Raw genomic sequence first — 17,327 nt, forward strand, 5'->3', positions numbered from 1 at the left:
TAATTTATGACTTGTGACTAATTTACTAATCACGATAAACTACCTCTCCATTAACGATTGTCAGTGCTGCTTTACCTCTCAATTCAGTTTGAGCAAATGGCGTATTCTTCCCCTTAGAAATAAATTCTTGAGGCTCTACTACCCACTCTTGCTCTAAATCTATTACAGTTAAATTGGCTTTAGCTCCTACTGCTAAATTCCCACCTGTCAAATTCAATCGCTGAGCAGGATTGATAGTCAACTTAGCCAATGCATCTTCCAAACTCAAAATACCAGGCTCTACTAACTCCGTCAATACCACTCCTAAAGCTGTTTCAATTCCTGAAATTCCAAAAGGAGCATAATCATATTCTACTCTCTTTTCCTCTATAGTATGAGGAGCATGGTCAGTAGCTATAATATCAATCGTTCCATCAGCCAACCCTTCTTTAATCGCTGCTACATCTGCTGCACTCCTTAAGGGAGGATTAACCTTAGTATTGGTATCAAATGAAGTAATCAATTCATCTGTTAGGGCAAAGTGATGGGGAGCTGCTTCACAACTTACATCGACCCCTCTACTCTTAGCCTGCCGAACCAATTCAACCGCTCCTGCAGTACTGATATGGGCAATATGTACTTTAGTTCCTAGCTCCTCCGCCAATAATATATCCCGAGCTACCATCACTTCTTCTGCACTAGCAGGAATCGGATTCAACCCTGTTATAGTTGAATAATAACCTTCATTAACTACACCATCTCCTGCTAAATTATCATCTTCACAGTGAGAAATCACTGTCAAATCAAAGTCCTGAGCATACTTTAGGGCCAACCTCATTAATTCCGCATTCATTACTGAATTGCCATCATCAGAGATAGCAACTACTCCTTCTTCATACATTAAACCAATCTCAGCTAACTCTTTCCCTTGGCTTCCTTTAGTAATTGCTCCGATCTGATAGACGTCAACTGCTGCTTCTTGTTTTGCCTTTGCTAGAACAGATTTAACCAATGATTGATTATCTATTACAGGATCGGTATTAGGCATCGCAGCAACTGCAGTAAAACCACCTTTAGCTGCAGCTTCAGTTCCAGTTTTGATAGTTTCTTTATGTCCAAAACCTGGCTCTCTTAAGTGAACATGAATATCTATTAAACCAGGACTAATTATCTTACCCTCGACATCAACAACCTTAGCATCAGCTACTTCTAAGTCAACTCCAATCTCTGCTATCTCTCCATCTATAATTAAAAGATCTGCTTGCTTTCTCTTACTCTCTGCTGGCTTAACAACTTCTCCACCTTTAAGTAATAGCTTTTTCATCTTTACTTCCTCCCCTAATTAAAAGGTATAATAAAGCCATCCTGACAGCTACCCCATTCGTTACCTGCTCTTCAATTACTGCTTGATTACTATCAGCCAGCTCTGCTGAAATCTCAATTCCCCGATTGATTGGCCCAGGATGCATTAGTGTTACATTATCACGGGCCAACTCTAAATGCTCCTTACGCAACCCATAAAATTTCACATACTCCCTAATTGTAGGAAAGAATCCTTTATCCTGCCTTTCTCGTTGAATTCTTAATAAATTAATCACATCTACATCTTTAACTCCTTCTTCTAAATCTGTATAGACTTCTACTCCTAACCTTTCAACCTCGACTGGTAATAAAGTCTTAGGTGCTATAACCCTTACTTCAGCTCCTAATTTATTCAACCCCCAGATATTAGAACGAGCGACCCGACTATGTTTAATATCTCCTACAATTGCAATCTTTTGGCCCGCAATCTTATCCCTTTTCTCCATAATCGTATACATATCTAATAAGGCTTGGGTCGGATGCTCATGAACACCATCACCAGCATTTAAAACAGGAATATTGATCTCTTCTGCCAATAACTTTGCTGCTCCTGGAATTCCATGCCTAATCACTACTGCATCTGCACCTAATGCTTGTAAAGTCTTAGCAGTATCAAGCAGACTCTCTCCTTTAACCACACTACTTTTCTTGACAGATAGTCCCATACTATCTGCACTCAGTCTTTTAGCAGCCAAACTGAATGATGAACTTGTTCTAGTACTTGGCTCATAAAAAAGATTAACCACTAATTTTCCTTGTAACGTCGGCACCTTCTTAATCGGTCTTGCTAAAACATCCTTCATAGATTTAGCTGTTTCCAAAATCAATTCAATCTCATCTTTACTTAACTCTTCTAAACCCAACAAACTTCTTCGCTCCCAGACCACCTTTAGCCACCTCCATTTTGTCAGTGTACAGTTTACGGTTTACAGTTGACAGTTAAAGACTTTAAAAACTGTACATTGTATTGTAATAAAGATTCGCTTTAACCACATATAAAACCGAGATTTAGCTTAATTTAATCCGTCTGATTCGGTAATAAGCGATTCAATACTATACCTACAATTGCACCCAGACCCATTCCTTGTAACTCTAAAACTTCAATCACATTAGCCGCTCTACTGACTGTTGCTATCCCATCAAGTTGTAAGAAGTTTACTACTTCTACGAAGTTAATACTAAATGAAATACCACTGATTCCAATCACTAAGATAGTCGATACAATTACTAAGTTACGATTATTACTTAAATCTACTTGATTCTCAATCAAAGTTCTTAAGCCGATTGCTGCAATCATTCCAAATAATAAGATTACAATTCCACCCATTACTGCTACAGGAATTGTCTGAATAATTGCTCCTACCTTCTGCACAAAACTGACTGCTATTACAATTACCGCAGCTAATTGAATGATTACTGGATTATGCACACCCGTAATTGCTAAGACTCCTATATTCTCACCATAAGTTGTATTAGGAGGACCTCCTGTTAATGAGGCAAATAAAGTAGCTACACCATCTCCTAACAAAGTTCGATGTAGACCAGGCTCTGTTAAGAAGTCTTTATCTGCAGTTTTAGCCAAAGCTAGAACATCCCCTAAATGCTCAACCATTGTTACTACTGCTACCGGTGCAATCAAAGCAATCGCTGAAATACCAGCTCCAATAGATTCAACCTCTAAAGCAGAAGTAAACTGAGGTAAAGCTAACCATTCTGCTTCAATAACTGGAGTAAGATCAACAATTCCGGTTATTAATCCAAGTAAATATCCACTCACAATCCCTATCAAAATTGGAATAACCTTAAACATACCCTTTCCTAAAACACTGACTGCTATCGTCACTGCTAAAGTAAAGATAGCTACTGGTAAGTGCTCAGTTGCCATATCCTTAGCAGTCGGGGCCAATCCTAGCCCAATCGTCATAATTACCGGGCCAACTACAACAGGTGGTAGATATTCATCAATAAAATCTACCCCTATCTTCTTAATCACACCTGCCATGACAATATAAATAATCCCTGCTACTAGACATCCCAATAAAGCTGCTGGTAAGCCATAACCTTCTTTTGCAGCAATGATTGGCCCGATGAAAGCAAAAGAAGAACCTAAGTAAGCTGGAACCTTTCTTTTCGTTATTAAGTGAAAGATTAATGTTCCACAACCGGAGGTAAATAAAGCAACTGCTGGATTTAAACCTGTCAAGCTCGGAACTAAGACTGTAGCTCCAAACATAGCAAATAAGTGCTGGATCGCTAAAACTATCATTTTACTAAAACCTAAATTATGTTCTTCAATCCTTTTAATCATTACTATTCCCCCTTAGCTAATAATTTATCATCTATATTAAGTTAATTGATAACCTAAGTTTAAGATTAAGTTTAAGATTAAGTTTAAGCCAACCATTAAAAACAGAAGGGGTTAGCTTTAGACTCAGACTTGAACTTAAACTTATTTATATACAAAAAGACCTCCCTTAGCCCAATTAGGCATAAAGGAGGTCAATAAACCCATAGAAGAATATCTATGTAGATCCACTAACTCCCTTTATTAGCCTCACAGGACTAACTTAAAAGGGATTTTTTATTTAATTTTTACCGACATACTCTTTTAAAGTTACAAGATCTTCTCCATCAACTTCTTCTAAATCAACACTGATAACCTCTTGCTTAGAAGTTGGTAAATTCTTACCAACATAATCAGCTCTAATTGGAAGCTCACGATGGCCTCGGTCAATCAAAATAGCCAATTGAATATTTTGCGGACGCCCTAAGTCCATTAAAGCATCTAAGGCAGAACGAACTGTTCGACCTGTATATAAAACATCATCTACAAGAATAATCTTTTTATCTGTAATATCGAATGGAATCTTGGTCTGATGGACAATTGGTTGATTGGCTATAGTAGTTAAATCATCTCGATAGAGTGTAATATCTAGAGTACCTGTCTTTACTTCTTCTCCTTCTATTTCTTGTAACTTAGCAGCAATTCTATTAGCTAATGGTACTCCTCGAGTTCTAATCCCAATCACCACTATATCATCAAGCCCTTCATTCTTCTCAATAATCTCATGAGAAATTCTCGTTAAGGCTCTCCTAATTCCATCTTGATCGATTAACTCTTTTTTTTCCTTTAGCTCCACTCCCGCTCCTCTCCTCTCCTTGCTCAAGTTCTAATAGAAAACTTATTCAACAAATTTTATTGATAAACAAAAAAACTCCTTTTCCAGCAAGGAGTTTGACTAAATTTATTTAGGAGTCAATAGATAAACTAATCCCTACCTAATGACTAAATTCCCCTTACTAGTCTCGCTGGACTAATTTAAAGGTCTTCAGATTCAGTTGTCATTAAAATCCTATCAGATAACTCCTAACTTGTCAAGAAATTTTATTAATTAGTTCTTATCATCTAATTTAGAGACTATTCTTTCCATATCATCCCAAATAGGTGCTGCAAATTCCTGCCACTCCTCTGTTCGAGGATGATAAAACCCTAATTTAGTTGAGTGTAGCAGTTGGCGGTTGGCCCCTAACTCATTTTCAACAGATCCATATAGTTGATCTCCAACTACTGGATGGCCCATATAATCCATATGTAATCTAATCTGATGAGTTCGACCGGTCTTGATCTCTACTTCTACTAAAGTATAATTTTGATATCTAGTCAGCACCTTAAACTTTGAAACTGCTTTCTTACTATTTTTACTGGTCACTGCCATCTTCTTTCTATCCTTAGGATCACGTCCAATAGCTGCATCTATCTTACCTTGATTGTATTTAACTTGCCCTTCTACCAATGCTTGGTATATCTTTTTGGTCTCTCTTCTTTCAAACTGTCGTACCAAATTAACGTGAGCTGTATCATTCTTAGCAGCTACAATTGCTCCTGACGTATCTTTATCTAAACGATGAACAATTCCAGGCCTAATCTCCCCATTGATTCCAGATAAATTATCACAATGATATAATAAAGCATGTACTAAAGTACCAGTTTGATAGTGAGGTGTCGGGTGCACTACTAAATCAGGCTGTTTATTGATTACTATTAAGTCCTGATCTTGATAAATAACTTCTAGCGGAATATCCTCAGCCTGTAACTCAACCTCTTTTGTTTGAGGGAAAGATAACTTTATCTCATCCCCTATTTGTACTTGGTAACTCTTCTTAACCTCTTTACCATTAACAGTAATCTGATTATCTTTTATTAACTCTTGGATGTAACTTCTTGATAAATCTTTATTTTGATTAGTTAAAAATTTATCAATCCGCAAATCAGCTTGATCAGCATTAACCTTAAAATCTCGTGTCTTAGACATAATACCACTCCATCTAATTCAAATATTATTTACCTTCAATTATCAATACCCAATAACTGAAAATAGAAACTGTCAGAACAATTGCCACATCTGCAACATTGAAGACAGGCCAGACTCTAAAATCAAAAAAATCAACAACATAACCCAATCTAACTCGATCAATTAAATTTCCTAATGCACCACCAATTCCTACTCCTAAAATAATACGATTAAACCTATTATCTACAGGCAATTCATTATAAAAGACAATCAATAAAATTATAGCTAATATAGTAACTATAATTAAAAAAGTTAATCGCCCCTGTAAAATTCCAAAAGCAGCCCCTTGATTGCGAATATAAGTTAAATGAAATATATCTTCAATTATTGGAATTGATTGATGTAAATTTAAATTTTCCATAATCAAGTACTTTGTACCCTGATCTAAAATCACCACTAAAATTAAACTAATTAAGACAGCCATTTCATTCACTCCAACCTTTAAAATTATTATTTCTTATCTAGTCTAAACTTATTATATTTTAGCATACTTGATATAAAAAAACAAGGAAGTAAGCAAGTGCCTACTCCCTATCATCCTTCCTTCTTTGACCTGTTAAGTGGGATTCTTCATCCTCAAACTGCTCTGTAAAATCACTTGCTTCTTGATCAATAATATCTTCACCCCAACCTACCAAACCTACTTCTTCATCGGCATTCAGGTAGCTATCATCATCATTATGTGCCCCAAGCAGATCTGATGGGGTATTTGAAGTTCCATATTGGGCCAACTCTTGCCAAGTATCCTCACCATCATAGATTACACTATCCTCATAATCCAAATTCATCTGCATCCTACCATGTAACTCTCCTAATAAGTCCTCTTCCATCGGTCGATCCGCATCATCGGGCACTCTTTCAACCTTTGCTTTACATTGATAACAAAAAGTACTATAGGGCATTACCTCCAAACGTTCCGGATCAATCTCTTGGTGGCAAGCATCACATAAACCATAATCCCCAGTTTCAATCTTTTCTAAAGCATCATCTATCATCTTAAGAATTATTCGATCATTATCCTTTAATCCTAAGTCCTTACTACGATCAAAGGTATCAGTTCCTCCATCAGCAGGGTGATTATCATAATTTGATAATTCTCCAGTCGAATCTCGCAGCTTATGATCCAATCCTTCATAACCTCTATTATCAAAATGATCTACTTCCTCTAATAATGCTTCCTTTTCCTCCATTAATTTCTGCTTATAATGACTTAAATTTTCCATTTCTCCCCCGCCTTAATTAATAATAGTAGTAACTTCATCTAACTCTTTTTGCGGTCTAACCTCTTCTTTATCACCTTCAGGATAACCAATTGTTACAAAGGCAAGTGGCACTAACTCTGCTGGCAACTCTAATACTTCTTTTACTTGTTGTTCATCAAAAGCTCCAACCCAACAACTTCCTAAATCATAGCCTTCAGCTGCTAATAACATATTTTCAATAGCAGCAGAGGTATCTTGCAGGGCATATAACTCTTCTCCTCGCTGACCATACTTAGCAGCTGATAAATCTGGATTAGTACAGATCACAACTACTACTGGTGCTTGAGTCATCCATTCCTGTCCATAAGCAATTTCAGTTAACTTTTCAATTTTAGCCTGATTTTTAACTACAAAAAATTCCCAAGGTTGAATATTTCCTGCACTCGGTGCCAAATGAGCTGCTTCTAATATCTTTTCTAGAGTTTCTTCTGGAACTTCTTTAGGTTTGTAAGCTCTAACACTTGCTCGATCCTTAATTGTTTGGATTACATCTTTAGTCATCTTAATACCTCCTTTACAAATGTTGTTGAACTATTCTAACCAGGTGTGCTATATACTCTCCAATCAAGGGAAGATTTAAATCAGCTAATCTATATAAAATTGACAAAAAGATTGCTCCTAGTAAAGTCAATCCAATTGCAATCCCAAACCCCCGGGCCAACCCAGCTACAAAATTAAAGTAGATCAATCGCTTAGGCGAATTAAACAATTCTATATATTCAGCCATCTGCATCTTTTCTGCATTTAGAATAAACTTCTCAATCAATCTTTCTAATCTATCGATGCTTCCTTCGTCTACTCTTTCTTTATCTTTAATTTCTTGGATTAAATCCCTAGAAGAATCTTCGTTCATTAATCTTCCCCCTTACTAAATATTAATTTATCCTAAAAGTAAGTTTAAAATACAAAAAAAAATAAAGTTGCCTGATGGCAACTCAGTTTAAGTCTAAGATTGAGTTTAAGTAAAACCAACAAATACAAACTGATAAAAGCTATCCAAAACCTCTAAAAATCATATTTTCCTAAAAAAAAGTTGCCTGACGGCAACTTTAGATTAAGTTTAAGGTTGAACTTAAGTCAACTCTTAAAGATATAATGTTTTAACTCTTATTCAACCTCAAACTTAGGCTCAAACTCAAAACTACTCTGTTTCAGGTTCATTTTTCAAAGCAATTAAAATCGGAACAAGTATAGCAGCTCCTATTCCTCCAGCAAAACCATTGTTATAAAGGTTCATTCCTCCATGTAGGCTACCTACATTCATTACCATTGACATGTGTACAATTCCTGCTAAAATTCCACACTTCCAACCAAATTCACCTGCTATTGGTGCTAAAGTTGTTCCAAAGAGCGCAGCCAATAAAGCTCCAGTGGAGTTAACTTCCCAAACTTGAAATAAAGTTGCTAAATAAACTCCTATAAATAATGGAACTATATTCTTAGCATGCTTTCCAAAAGCACCAAAACCAACGATTGTTAAAATACCACCGATTATTGGCCCGTTAATTTCACCTCCGACCAAAATTACATAACCAGTTGACATCAAACCAATAAGTCCCATATTTATTAAACTTAAACCAAAATTATGCGATGTAACAAAATCAGCTACTAATTGTCCTGGTACTTTTAAAACATCATCATATCCTTCTAAAGAACGACCATTAAATAAATACCCTAAAACAATCATTGAGATAAACATAATACCAAAATAAATACTGAGTTCAAAATTATAACCTTCAGCTGCAATCATTGTCGTAGGATTTTCAAAGCCAAACGCTCTAAAAAACGCCATAAATAAAGTACCTGTAACTCCCGCTGTAAAACCAATATTATAAAGGTTAAATCCTTGATGAAACTTGATTACATGATTAGCTAAAGGTGGTACAATAAAACCAGCCAAAATCCCACAAAAGATCCCTACAGCAATACCAGTTGTAGTCGGTAAATCATATCCAAAACTAACCTGACTAACTAATGGACCTAATGCAGTACCAAACAAAGCTGGTAAAATAAACTTACCAAAGCTTTCCTTTTGTACTCTTGAATAAAAATAAACCCCAATGAATATTGGCCAAATATTATAGATGTTCTTACCAAAGAAAGCAAATCCACCTACTGTCAATACAGCAGCCACTATCGTTCCATTCATCTTTATATCACTAATTTTAGCTAGATAAATAGAAACAATCATTAATAAACCGCTATTAAAGAAAGCTGCACCTACATTACCTATTTCCATATAGTCAGAGACTAATATACTAGGAGATACAGTCAACCTTTGAAAACCAACCCAAATTTCTTGTGGTGTGTTAAATAATAAACTTGATAACATCACTACAACAGCATAAGCCAACATTGTCACAAACTTACTTCTTTCCGTCTCTTCTAATTGCTTAGGAATTACTCCTTGTCTGACCCCTCCATCTGCTTGAAGATCTAAATCTACTGATTTTTGCATACCCACTCTACTCCCCTCTCATAATTTTATTTTATAAGCTCAATTATCTTTTTATTTTGTTCTACTCAGCTAATCAATTTTTATAAACCCCCTGACAAGTTTATAAAAATACTACTATAATTATATCAGTTAGCTAAAAAAATAAAAGAGCTTATTAATAATACTAAAATTCATATAATTCTGCGATATTATAATTAATACAATTTCAATATTGATAAAATTCAGATAATTCTAACGATAAAAATAAGTCCACTCTTTATATTATATTATATTAAATCAGTTTTATTATTGTTAAAATTCAGACAATTGAAAAAACAATGTTTTTATTTATTATACCTCTTTACCCTCTGCTTTGAGCTTTAGATATTTCTCATAAGCTTTTTTTATCTTTAAAAAATCCTTCCAAACTGGTAACTTCTTATTTTCATCCCATAATAAAGCAGCCGGATGAAAAGTAGGTAATAAATAGTAACTCCTTCGCTTAACCCATTGTCCTCTCATTCTGGTAATCTTAGCCTTAGGATTTAACAAACCTCTAGTAGCAGTAGAGCCTAAAGGAACTAAGATTTTAGGATCAACAAACTTTATCTCTTGAGCCAAAATCCATAAGCAAGTCTTCATTTCTGTCTCAGTTGGTTTTCTATTCTCAGGAGGACGACATTTAACTATATTACTAATATATACTTCATCCCTATCTATCCCTGCCTCAGTCAAAATCCTATTTAATAATTGACCTGCTCGCCCAACAAAAGGAATCCCTTGTCGGTCTTCATCAGCACCTGGCCCTTCTCCAACAAACATTAAATCTGCCTGGCGATTACCAACCCCAAAGACAACTTGCTTACACCCCGCTCTTAACCTGCAGCGTTGACAATTAAGTGCTATATCTTTTATCTCCTGTAATGACTCAAATTTATGTTCTGATTGTGACAATAACTGCTGTTTAGAATTAAATAGCATTTAATTTCCTCCTACAATCAAGCTAAGAAACTGGGGTACGGTTGTAATAAATTGTAAAGTTCAGCCTGCTTTTTATCTAAATTTTCGCCTAATAGCTCACCTCCCTCAACTACTTTATCTTCCTCATCTAATAAAAAATCTAATTTATTATATAATTGAACAAATTCTTCTTTTTCATTTAATAACTTATGCTGATAAAACAGCTTTCCTATCTTCAATAGTGAATTAATATTCTCTTTATTTAATTGAGCTAATTTTTCTTCTTTCTTATTTAATGATTTATTAAATCTTTCTTGTTGACCTTCTAATTCTTTCTTTAGGTCAGTTTGAAACTCAGCCAATTCATTCAACTTTAAATTCATCTCATTAATTCTTTCTCGCAAAGCAAAAATTCTACTCTGTAATTGGCTACAAATTTGTAAGTTATTAAGTACTAAAATCAAACTTTTTTTTATCTCAGCCGTTAATCGATCATCATATTTCAAAATCATTTTAGAGTAATTTCTAATTACTAAACAACCTAATGTCAAAAACAAATTTTTTATATCACAATCACTAATTTTTAGCTCCCTATATTTACCTACTACAGACATTATATCAACTCCCTTATTAAAATTCAAGGAGTTTCATAGAAAAAATTTTTATTGCTAGTTGTTATAGAAGAATCTTGTAATATATGTAAAACAACTATAAGCAAACTTTAATTATGAAACTCCTTGAACCAAGACACTTTATTAAATAAATTCAACAATTACACTCCAAAGACCTGCCAAAGAATCATCTTAACTAATTTAAAAAGAAAGCAGGTTTATTCTCATAAAAAACGAAGTTTATTAATTAGATAGCTTAAGGAGTGAAAACTATGACAAAAATTAAAGAAACATCAACACTAAAACAGTATAACTTAAATTATAGCAAAAAGTCAAATTTAATTGATGAAAAATCGAAAAAAAATTTAGTAGAAAATGCAACAGCTTCTGAATTAATAAATAAATTAAATTTAGAAAATAATAAATTAAATAAAGCTATCATCACGGAGTTATTAAAATTAAATTTACCTCTCAAAAAAGAGTTAGTTTCAGAATTAAATCAATTTTTAACTCAATTTGCAGAGTCAAATAATGAAAGTTTAACAGATAAGATTAAAACATTTCTGTTGTTGAAAGAACTTGAACTTCCTCTCAATATTAAATTTTATGATCTATTCAAAGAACAGACCAACTTAACAGCTAATTTAAAAGATAGCTTTGAAAAATTATTAATCCAATTAAATGAAACTGACTTAGATTTTGATTCTTTAGGGAAAGAGTTTAATAATTCAGAGAAAAGTATTGAAGCAATAATTGAAGATCTAAATTTCAATCCCACTCCAGAAGAAAAAGAATTATTATTGGAAATGAATAAATTCAATATAGAATTAACTGAAAATAATTTAACTACTATTAAAAATAATCTACAAGAAAATTCTACAGACCAATTATTGAAAAGAATGCTCTTTAGTAAAAATTTAGAAGATTTTTCAACTGATAATTTAACTAAACTAGTTCAGCAAATAGATTGGTCTCCTGATGATAATTTAATTGCTGGTTTTGAAAAGTTGATCAATTTAATGACTACTAGTCAAGCTGATATAAATTTCTCAAATATAATATCCCCAAACTTTAAAATAATACTCAAAGAAAACCCGGAATTATTGATAACATTAAAAGAAAATTTACCACAAGAACTTTATAATGACTTACAACAAGAGCTCAACTTATCTACAACAGAAGAAGTTAATATCTTAAGAGAAGAAACAAAAAATCTATTAGAAGAAACAGTCATTACTTCCGATAATCTAAGTTCTAAAAAGATATCAAATACAATTAATAAGCTTTCTTTAAATGATAATCAAACAACTAATTTATTGAAATTTCTATTTCAATTTAATCAATCTTCTCCAAAAGATATATCTGAAGGAGAAAAATTGCTTAAACAACTAACTAGCTTACAGGCTCTTAATCATTCAAATGATAATTTTTCAATCTTTTTACCATTGTTATTTCAAAATGATTTGAATTTAGCTCATATTAAAATCACTAAAGAAGCTAAAAAGGAAGCTAAAGAAGATAAAAATAATAATAGTAACCCTTTAAATTTTTCTATCAATTTTCAAACTGAACAACTTGGTCTAATTAAAGCAACCATCAAAATCAAAAATAAAAAAATTTGGGCCCAATTTAAGAGTGATCAAGCTAAAACTGTAGATTTAATTAATCAGCACTTAGATAAGTTCAAGACTAAATTGGAAGCTAATAACTATCAAGTAAGAGCACTAACTTGTAACTTAGCCACTGATAACTCAACTACATCCCAACAATTAAAATTAACAACTATCGATTTAAAAATCTAGGAGTGTGAATATAATGAGTTCTAATCAAAAAAATAGCTCAGAAGAAAAAGAAGCAGTAGCATTAAAATATGACCCACAACAAGATTCAGCTCCAACCTTAATCGCTAAAGGACGAAAAGATTTGGCCCAACAGATAATTAAACAGGCTAAAGAAGCTGATATCCCAATTACAGAAGATCAAGACCTTGTTAAAATCTTATTACAATTGAACTTAGGAGAAGAGATTCCTGAAGAATTATACCGAGTTGTAGCCGAAATACTCAGTTTTATTTATGATTTAGAAGATTTAGCATAATCACAATATTGAATTATTGGACACTCTGAACAGTTAGGATTTCTAGCTTTACATAGATTACGACCATGAAATATAAGCCAATGGTGAGCATCAGACCATAAATCTTTAGGGATAACCTCCATTAAGTCTTGCTCTACTTGATCTACTTTATCACTAGCAGCCAAACCAATCCGGTTTGACACCCTAAATACATGGGTATCAACTGCAATTGCATCTACCCCAAATACTGCACTTGCTACTACATTAGCTGTCTTACGCCCTACCCCTGATAGCTTCATTAACTCTTTTCTAGTCTGGGGAATCTGCCCTTCATAGTTGTCAAGTAACATCTGGCAGGTCTTAATAATATACTTACTCTTATTACGATACAGACCTACTCCCCTAATTTCAGTTGCTAATTCTTCTGGTGTTAAATTAGCAAAATCCTCTGGAGTCTGATACTTATTAAATAATTGTGCAGTAACCTTATTAACCTGTTTATCCGTTGATTGAGCAGATAGGATAACTGCAATTAATAATTCAAAAGGGTTGTTATAATTTAGTTCAGTCTCAGGTGCTGGATATTTTTCCTTTAAGATCTCTAATATCTCACAAGTTTCCTCAGTAGACTTTAATTCTTTCATTATTGTCTCCTTTCAGAGATAAAAAGAAGGCTATCATATGATAACCTTCTTTTATCTAATATTTTCATTTAGCATTTATTTAAAATTCTTCAACCAAATTAGCCATTTCTAAAGCTCCAACAGCAGCTTCCCAACCTTTGTTTCCAGCTTTAGTACCTGCTCGTTCAATAGCTTGTTCAATAGTATCAGTAGTGATTACCCCAAACATAACCGGTAACTCATCTTCTAAACTGACCTTAGCAATTCCTTTAGAAACTTCAGAACAGACATAATCAAAATGAGGTGTAGCTCCTCTAATTACAGCACCTAAACAGATAACAGCATCATACTTATCATTTTTAGCCATCTTTTTAGCAACCAATGGAATCTCAAAAGCTCCTGGAACCCATGCCACTTCAATATCATCCTCTTTAACACCATGCCGCTTTAATGCATCTAGAGCTCCACTCAATAACTTAGTAGAGATAAATTCATTAAACCTCCCCAATACAACTCCAAACTTTAACCCTTCTCCTAATAATTTTCCTTCATAAACTTTTCCTACTTTTTGCATCTTATTACCTCCTCTAGTTTATAAATCTATTTTAAAAATTATTCTCTAACATATGTCCTAACTTCTCTTTTTTCGTCTCTAAATAATGTTTATTTACTACGTTCGGTTCAACTTGATGTGGTACCCTCTTAGTTACCTCTAAACCATAACCTTCTAAACCTACTATTTTACGAGGGTTATTTGTCATCAACTGAATCTTAGTTAAACCTAGATCTGATAAAATTTGTGCTCCGACTCCATAATCCCTCATATCATCATCAAAACCAAGCTCTCGATTTGCTTCAACTGTATCCTTACCTTCATCTTGTAATTGATATGCCTTTAATTTATTAGCTAGGCCAATTCCTCTACCTTCTTGCCTCATATAAAGGACAACCCCTACTCCTTCGTCCTCAATCCTTTTTAAAGCCACTCCTAGCTGATCACGACAATCACATCTTAAAGATCCTAATACATCTCCTGTTAAACATTCTGAATGAACTCTAACTAAAACCTCTTCTGCATCTTCAATATCTCCTTTAATAATAGCTACATGGCATTTATCATCAACATCAGTCTCATATCCTATTGCTTCAAAATCACCAAACTTGCTCGGTAATTCAATCTCGGCTACACGATGAACTAAATTGTCTTTCTTAACTTTATATTCAATTAAATCTTTAATAGTAATCATCTTCAAATCATGTTCTTGAGCAAACTCCTTTAACTCTGGAACTCGAGCCATAGTACCATCATCGGACATAATCTCACAGATAACACCAGCAGGATATAAACCAGCCAATTTAGCTAAGTCTACTGCTGCTTCTGTATGACCAGCTCTTCTTAAAACTCCACCATCTTTAGCCTCTAAAGGAAAAATATGTCCAGGTCGAGCAAAATCAGTTGGTTTTGCTTCAGGATTGACGACCTCTTCAACAGTTTTGGCCCGCTCAAAAGCAGAGATTCCTGTTGTAGTATCTTTATGATCAATAGAAACTGTAAAAGCAGTCTCATGACTGTCAGTATTATTCTTTACCATTTGAGATAGTTCTAATTCTTCTACTCGCTCTTTTGTAGTCGGTAAACAAATAAGTCCCTTCCCATGAGTTGCCATGAAATTGATACTTTGTGGTGTTACTTTTTCAGCAGCCATCAATAAATCGCCTTCATTTTCTCGATCTTCATCATCAACAACTATAATCATCTTTCCTTCTTTAATATCTCCAATCGCTGCTTCAATTGAATGAAAATCCATTTCAATCACTCCTTAAGTTATTTGATATTTAATAGTAAACTGCACTTATGCAAATAAAAATCCTTTATCTTTTAACATATTAATATCTATATTAGAATCAGAACCTTCTTCCTCTTCTTCACTAAACTCCATCATCCTTTCCACATACTTCCCTATTAAATCAACTTCTAAATTAACCTTATTACCTACATTCTTTTTTCCTAAAATTGTAATTTGGGCAGTATGAGGGATTAAAGAAATATCAAACGTATTAGCTTCTAATTGAGCTACAGTCAAACTGACTCCGTCAATAGTAATAGAACCTTTAGGTATAATATATCTCAATAATTCCTTAGGAGGTGCTATAGTTACTACTACAGCATTATCTTCTCTCTTTTTTGCTCTAATACTCCCTACCCCATCTATATGACCTGAAACAAGGTGTCCTCCTAAACGATCTCCAACTCGCAATGCACGCTCTAAATTAACTTCATGCCCTATCTTCAAGTCTGCTAAACTAGAATTTCTTAACGTTTCAGGCATCACATCAACTGTAAACTCATTCTCTTTAAAGTCAGTTACAGTTAAACAGACACCATTTGTAGCAATACTATCTCCTAACTTTACATCTCCTAAAACCTTGTTAGCTTGAATAGTTAAAGCAATTGAATTGCTTCCATGTTCAATCTTTTTAATCTTTCCAATTTCCTCAACAATTCCAGTAAACATGCTTAACCTCCTTTTATACACCTAGTTCCTTATATTTAGGATAGCCTATTATTAAAAAATCATCACCACTTCTTTTAATCTTCGACTCTTCAATGCTAATCCCTGCTTTAATTTTATCCACTCCTGTACCAGCTACTACAGGTACTGCATCTTTTCCACCAATGATTTTAGGAGCAATAAAGTAATATAATTTATCAACAAGCTCAGCTTCCAAGAAGGAAGTATTTACCTGGCTTCCTCCTTCAACTAATACACTTATAATTTCTCTGTTTCCTAACTCCTTTAATAATTCTTCTAAATCAACCCTGTTTTCAGTCTCTACTTCAATTATCTCTACCCCAGCTTCTTGCAACTTTATTTTTTTAGATTGATCAGCTTTTTTTGTAGTAGCAATTATTGTAGGTGCTGAAGAGTTTTGAGTAACTAACTTAGCATCTAGTGGAATCTTTAATTCTTCATCTAACACAATTCTGGCAGGATCTTCACCACCTTCAGGAAGTCTAGTTGTTAATCGTGGATTGTCTGCTAAAACTGTACCTATTCCAACTAAAATTCCATCAACTCGATCCCTCAAACGATGAACAAATTCTCTAGATTCTTCTCCTGTGATCCATTTAGAATCTCCTTTTTTAGTAGCAATCCTTCCATCTAAAGTCATAGCATTCTTCAAGATCACAAATGGAGTATTGGTCTCCATATATTTGATATAATCTTCATTTAATTGGGCAGCTTCTTCTTTTAACAGACCTACTTCAGTCTCTACACCAGCAGCTTTTAACATCTCAATACCCTTACCTGCTACTTTAGGATTTGGATCTTGCATAGCTATAACCACCTTTTTGATCCCAGATTCAATAATAAATTTAGCACAAGGTGGTGTTTTGCCATAATGGGAACATGGTTCTAAAGTAACATACATTGTAGCTCCTTTAGCTTCTTGATCAACCTTCTTAAGTACATTAACCTCTGCATGAAGACTACCAGCATAATGGTGATAACCTGTTCCTATTATTTCCCCATCTTTGACAATTACTGCTCCAACTAAAGGGTTAGGGCTCGTTCTACCTACTGCTTTTTTAGCTAAATTTAACGCTACTTTCATATACTTCTCTTTTCCCACTACTTTCACCTTCCATTCCAATTTATGAT

At 33.9% G+C, this 17,327-nt stretch carries 19 protein-coding genes; 2 read left to right on the forward strand and 17 right to left on the reverse strand.

Annotated elements, in window-relative coordinates; genetic code table 11:
- Positions 1-25 precede the first annotated feature (25 nt).
- From MWH28_RS10510 to MWH28_RS10565, 12 genes are all read right to left on the reverse strand, one after another.
- Positions 26-1,303 carry a dihydroorotase gene (locus MWH28_RS10510; protein WP_248619332.1) on the reverse strand — a complete coding sequence of 426 codons (1,278 nt, stop codon included), beginning with the start codon at positions 1,301-1,303 and terminating at the stop codon, positions 26-28.
- Positions 1,284-2,228, reverse strand: coding sequence for an aspartate carbamoyltransferase catalytic subunit (locus tag MWH28_RS10515; RefSeq protein WP_248619333.1), 945 nt, complete (start codon positions 2,226-2,228; stop codon positions 1,284-1,286). The genes MWH28_RS10510 and MWH28_RS10515 overlap by 20 nt, the downstream gene beginning before the upstream one ends.
- A gap of 131 nt (positions 2,229-2,359) precedes the next feature.
- Positions 2,360-3,649, reverse strand: coding sequence for a uracil-xanthine permease family protein (locus MWH28_RS10520; RefSeq protein WP_248619334.1), 1,290 nt, complete (start codon positions 3,647-3,649; stop codon positions 2,360-2,362).
- A 277-nt stretch (positions 3,650-3,926) separates the two neighbouring features.
- The gene (pyrR, locus tag MWH28_RS10525; RefSeq protein ID WP_248619335.1) at positions 3,927-4,481 is read right to left on the reverse strand and encodes a bifunctional pyr operon transcriptional regulator/uracil phosphoribosyltransferase PyrR; all 555 of its coding nucleotides are present in this window, start codon (positions 4,479-4,481) and stop codon (positions 3,927-3,929) included.
- Positions 4,482-4,733: 252 nt separating this feature from the next.
- The gene (locus MWH28_RS10530; protein ID WP_248619336.1) at positions 4,734-5,654 is read right to left on the reverse strand and encodes an RluA family pseudouridine synthase; all 921 of its coding nucleotides are present in this window, start codon (positions 5,652-5,654) and stop codon (positions 4,734-4,736) included.
- A 25-nt stretch (positions 5,655-5,679) separates the two neighbouring features.
- Positions 5,680-6,117 carry a signal peptidase II gene (gene lspA / locus MWH28_RS10535; protein ID WP_248619337.1) on the reverse strand — a complete coding sequence of 146 codons (438 nt, stop codon included), beginning with the start codon at positions 6,115-6,117 and terminating at the stop codon, positions 5,680-5,682.
- A gap of 100 nt (positions 6,118-6,217) precedes the next feature.
- Positions 6,218-6,916, reverse strand: a complete 699-nt coding sequence (locus tag MWH28_RS10540; protein WP_248619338.1) for a TraR/DksA C4-type zinc finger protein — start codon at positions 6,914-6,916, stop codon at positions 6,218-6,220.
- 12 nt (positions 6,917-6,928) lie between these two features.
- Complete coding sequence (locus tag MWH28_RS10545; protein WP_248619339.1) at positions 6,929-7,456, reverse strand: nitroreductase family protein; 528 nt, start codon at positions 7,454-7,456, stop codon at positions 6,929-6,931.
- A gap of 13 nt (positions 7,457-7,469) precedes the next feature.
- Positions 7,470-7,808: a DUF5665 domain-containing protein gene (locus MWH28_RS10550; RefSeq protein WP_248619340.1), complete on the reverse strand. Its 339-nt coding sequence runs from the start codon at positions 7,806-7,808 to the stop codon at positions 7,470-7,472.
- Between the two features lie 288 nt (positions 7,809-8,096).
- Positions 8,097-9,413 (reverse strand): DUF1576 domain-containing protein, encoded by a 1,317-nt coding sequence (locus MWH28_RS10555; protein ID WP_248619341.1) that lies wholly within the window; start codon positions 9,411-9,413, stop codon positions 8,097-8,099.
- 330 nt (positions 9,414-9,743) lie between these two features.
- Positions 9,744-10,373, reverse strand: coding sequence for a uracil-DNA glycosylase (locus MWH28_RS10560; RefSeq protein ID WP_248619342.1), 630 nt, complete (start codon positions 10,371-10,373; stop codon positions 9,744-9,746).
- Between the two features lie 17 nt (positions 10,374-10,390).
- The gene (locus tag MWH28_RS10565; RefSeq protein ID WP_248619343.1) at positions 10,391-10,966 is read right to left on the reverse strand and encodes a coiled-coil domain-containing protein; all 576 of its coding nucleotides are present in this window, start codon (positions 10,964-10,966) and stop codon (positions 10,391-10,393) included.
- Between the two features lie 269 nt (positions 10,967-11,235).
- On the opposite strand from MWH28_RS10565, the gene fliK reads away from it, so the two are divergent.
- Complete coding sequence (fliK, locus tag MWH28_RS10570; RefSeq protein WP_248619344.1) at positions 11,236-12,765, forward strand: flagellar hook-length control protein FliK; 1,530 nt, start codon at positions 11,236-11,238, stop codon at positions 12,763-12,765.
- A gap of 13 nt (positions 12,766-12,778) precedes the next feature.
- Complete coding sequence (locus tag MWH28_RS10575; RefSeq protein ID WP_248619345.1) at positions 12,779-13,060, forward strand: EscU/YscU/HrcU family type III secretion system export apparatus switch protein; 282 nt, start codon at positions 12,779-12,781, stop codon at positions 13,058-13,060.
- Here the strand turns inward: MWH28_RS10575 and nth are convergent.
- From nth to ribD, 5 genes are all read right to left on the reverse strand, one after another.
- Positions 13,036-13,683 carry an endonuclease III gene (gene nth / locus MWH28_RS10580; RefSeq protein WP_248619346.1) on the reverse strand — a complete coding sequence of 216 codons (648 nt, stop codon included), beginning with the start codon at positions 13,681-13,683 and terminating at the stop codon, positions 13,036-13,038. The genes MWH28_RS10575 and nth overlap by 25 nt on opposite strands.
- A gap of 79 nt (positions 13,684-13,762) precedes the next feature.
- Complete coding sequence (ribH, locus tag MWH28_RS10585) at positions 13,763-14,236, reverse strand: 6,7-dimethyl-8-ribityllumazine synthase (protein ID WP_248619347.1); 474 nt, start codon at positions 14,234-14,236, stop codon at positions 13,763-13,765.
- 31 nt (positions 14,237-14,267) lie between these two features.
- The gene (locus MWH28_RS10590) at positions 14,268-15,470 is read right to left on the reverse strand and encodes a bifunctional 3,4-dihydroxy-2-butanone-4-phosphate synthase/GTP cyclohydrolase II (protein WP_248619348.1); all 1,203 of its coding nucleotides are present in this window, start codon (positions 15,468-15,470) and stop codon (positions 14,268-14,270) included.
- Between the two features lie 45 nt (positions 15,471-15,515).
- Positions 15,516-16,178 carry a riboflavin synthase gene (locus MWH28_RS10595; protein ID WP_248619349.1) on the reverse strand — a complete coding sequence of 221 codons (663 nt, stop codon included), beginning with the start codon at positions 16,176-16,178 and terminating at the stop codon, positions 15,516-15,518.
- A gap of 13 nt (positions 16,179-16,191) precedes the next feature.
- A complete protein-coding gene (gene ribD / locus MWH28_RS10600; RefSeq protein ID WP_248619350.1) occupies positions 16,192-17,298 on the reverse strand; it encodes a bifunctional diaminohydroxyphosphoribosylaminopyrimidine deaminase/5-amino-6-(5-phosphoribosylamino)uracil reductase RibD in 1,107 nt (368 codons plus the stop codon).
- Positions 17,299-17,327: the final 29 nt, after the last annotated feature.

It is taken from the genome of Natroniella sulfidigena, from assembly GCF_023223645.1.
Lineage (GTDB): Bacteria > Bacillota > Halanaerobiia > Halobacteroidales > Halobacteroidaceae > Natroniella > Natroniella sulfidigena.

Coding starts and splice junctions, on each gene's coding strand:
- MWH28_RS10510 (WP_248619332.1), bottom strand. CDS start 1,303: ATGAAAAAGCTATTACTTAAAGGTGGAGAAGTTGTTAAGCCAGCAGAG.
- MWH28_RS10520 (WP_248619334.1), bottom strand. CDS start 3,649: ATGATTAAAAGGATTGAAGAACATAATTTAGGTTTTAGTAAAATGATA.
- MWH28_RS10530 (WP_248619336.1), bottom strand. CDS start 5,654: ATGTCTAAGACACGAGATTTTAAGGTTAATGCTGATCAAGCTGATTTG.
- lspA (WP_248619337.1), bottom strand. CDS start 6,117: ATGGCTGTCTTAATTAGTTTAATTTTAGTGGTGATTTTAGATCAGGGT.
- MWH28_RS10540 (WP_248619338.1), bottom strand. CDS start 6,916: ATGGAAAATTTAAGTCATTATAAGCAGAAATTAATGGAGGAAAAGGAA.
- MWH28_RS10545 (WP_248619339.1), bottom strand. CDS start 7,456: ATGACTAAAGATGTAATCCAAACAATTAAGGATCGAGCAAGTGTTAGA.
- MWH28_RS10550 (WP_248619340.1), bottom strand. CDS start 7,808: ATGAACGAAGATTCTTCTAGGGATTTAATCCAAGAAATTAAAGATAAA.
- MWH28_RS10555 (WP_248619341.1), bottom strand. CDS start 9,413: ATGCAAAAATCAGTAGATTTAGATCTTCAAGCAGATGGAGGGGTCAGA.
- MWH28_RS10560 (WP_248619342.1), bottom strand. CDS start 10,373: ATGCTATTTAATTCTAAACAGCAGTTATTGTCACAATCAGAACATAAA.
- MWH28_RS10565 (WP_248619343.1), bottom strand. CDS start 10,966: ATGTCTGTAGTAGGTAAATATAGGGAGCTAAAAATTAGTGATTGTGAT.
- fliK (WP_248619344.1), top strand. CDS start 11,236: ATGACAAAAATTAAAGAAACATCAACACTAAAACAGTATAACTTAAAT.
- MWH28_RS10575 (WP_248619345.1), top strand. CDS start 12,779: ATGAGTTCTAATCAAAAAAATAGCTCAGAAGAAAAAGAAGCAGTAGCA.
- nth (WP_248619346.1), bottom strand. CDS start 13,683: ATGAAAGAATTAAAGTCTACTGAGGAAACTTGTGAGATATTAGAGATC.
- ribH (WP_248619347.1), bottom strand. CDS start 14,236: ATGCAAAAAGTAGGAAAAGTTTATGAAGGAAAATTATTAGGAGAAGGG.
- MWH28_RS10590 (WP_248619348.1), bottom strand. CDS start 15,470: ATGGATTTTCATTCAATTGAAGCAGCGATTGGAGATATTAAAGAAGGA.
- MWH28_RS10595 (WP_248619349.1), bottom strand. CDS start 16,178: ATGTTTACTGGAATTGTTGAGGAAATTGGAAAGATTAAAAAGATTGAA.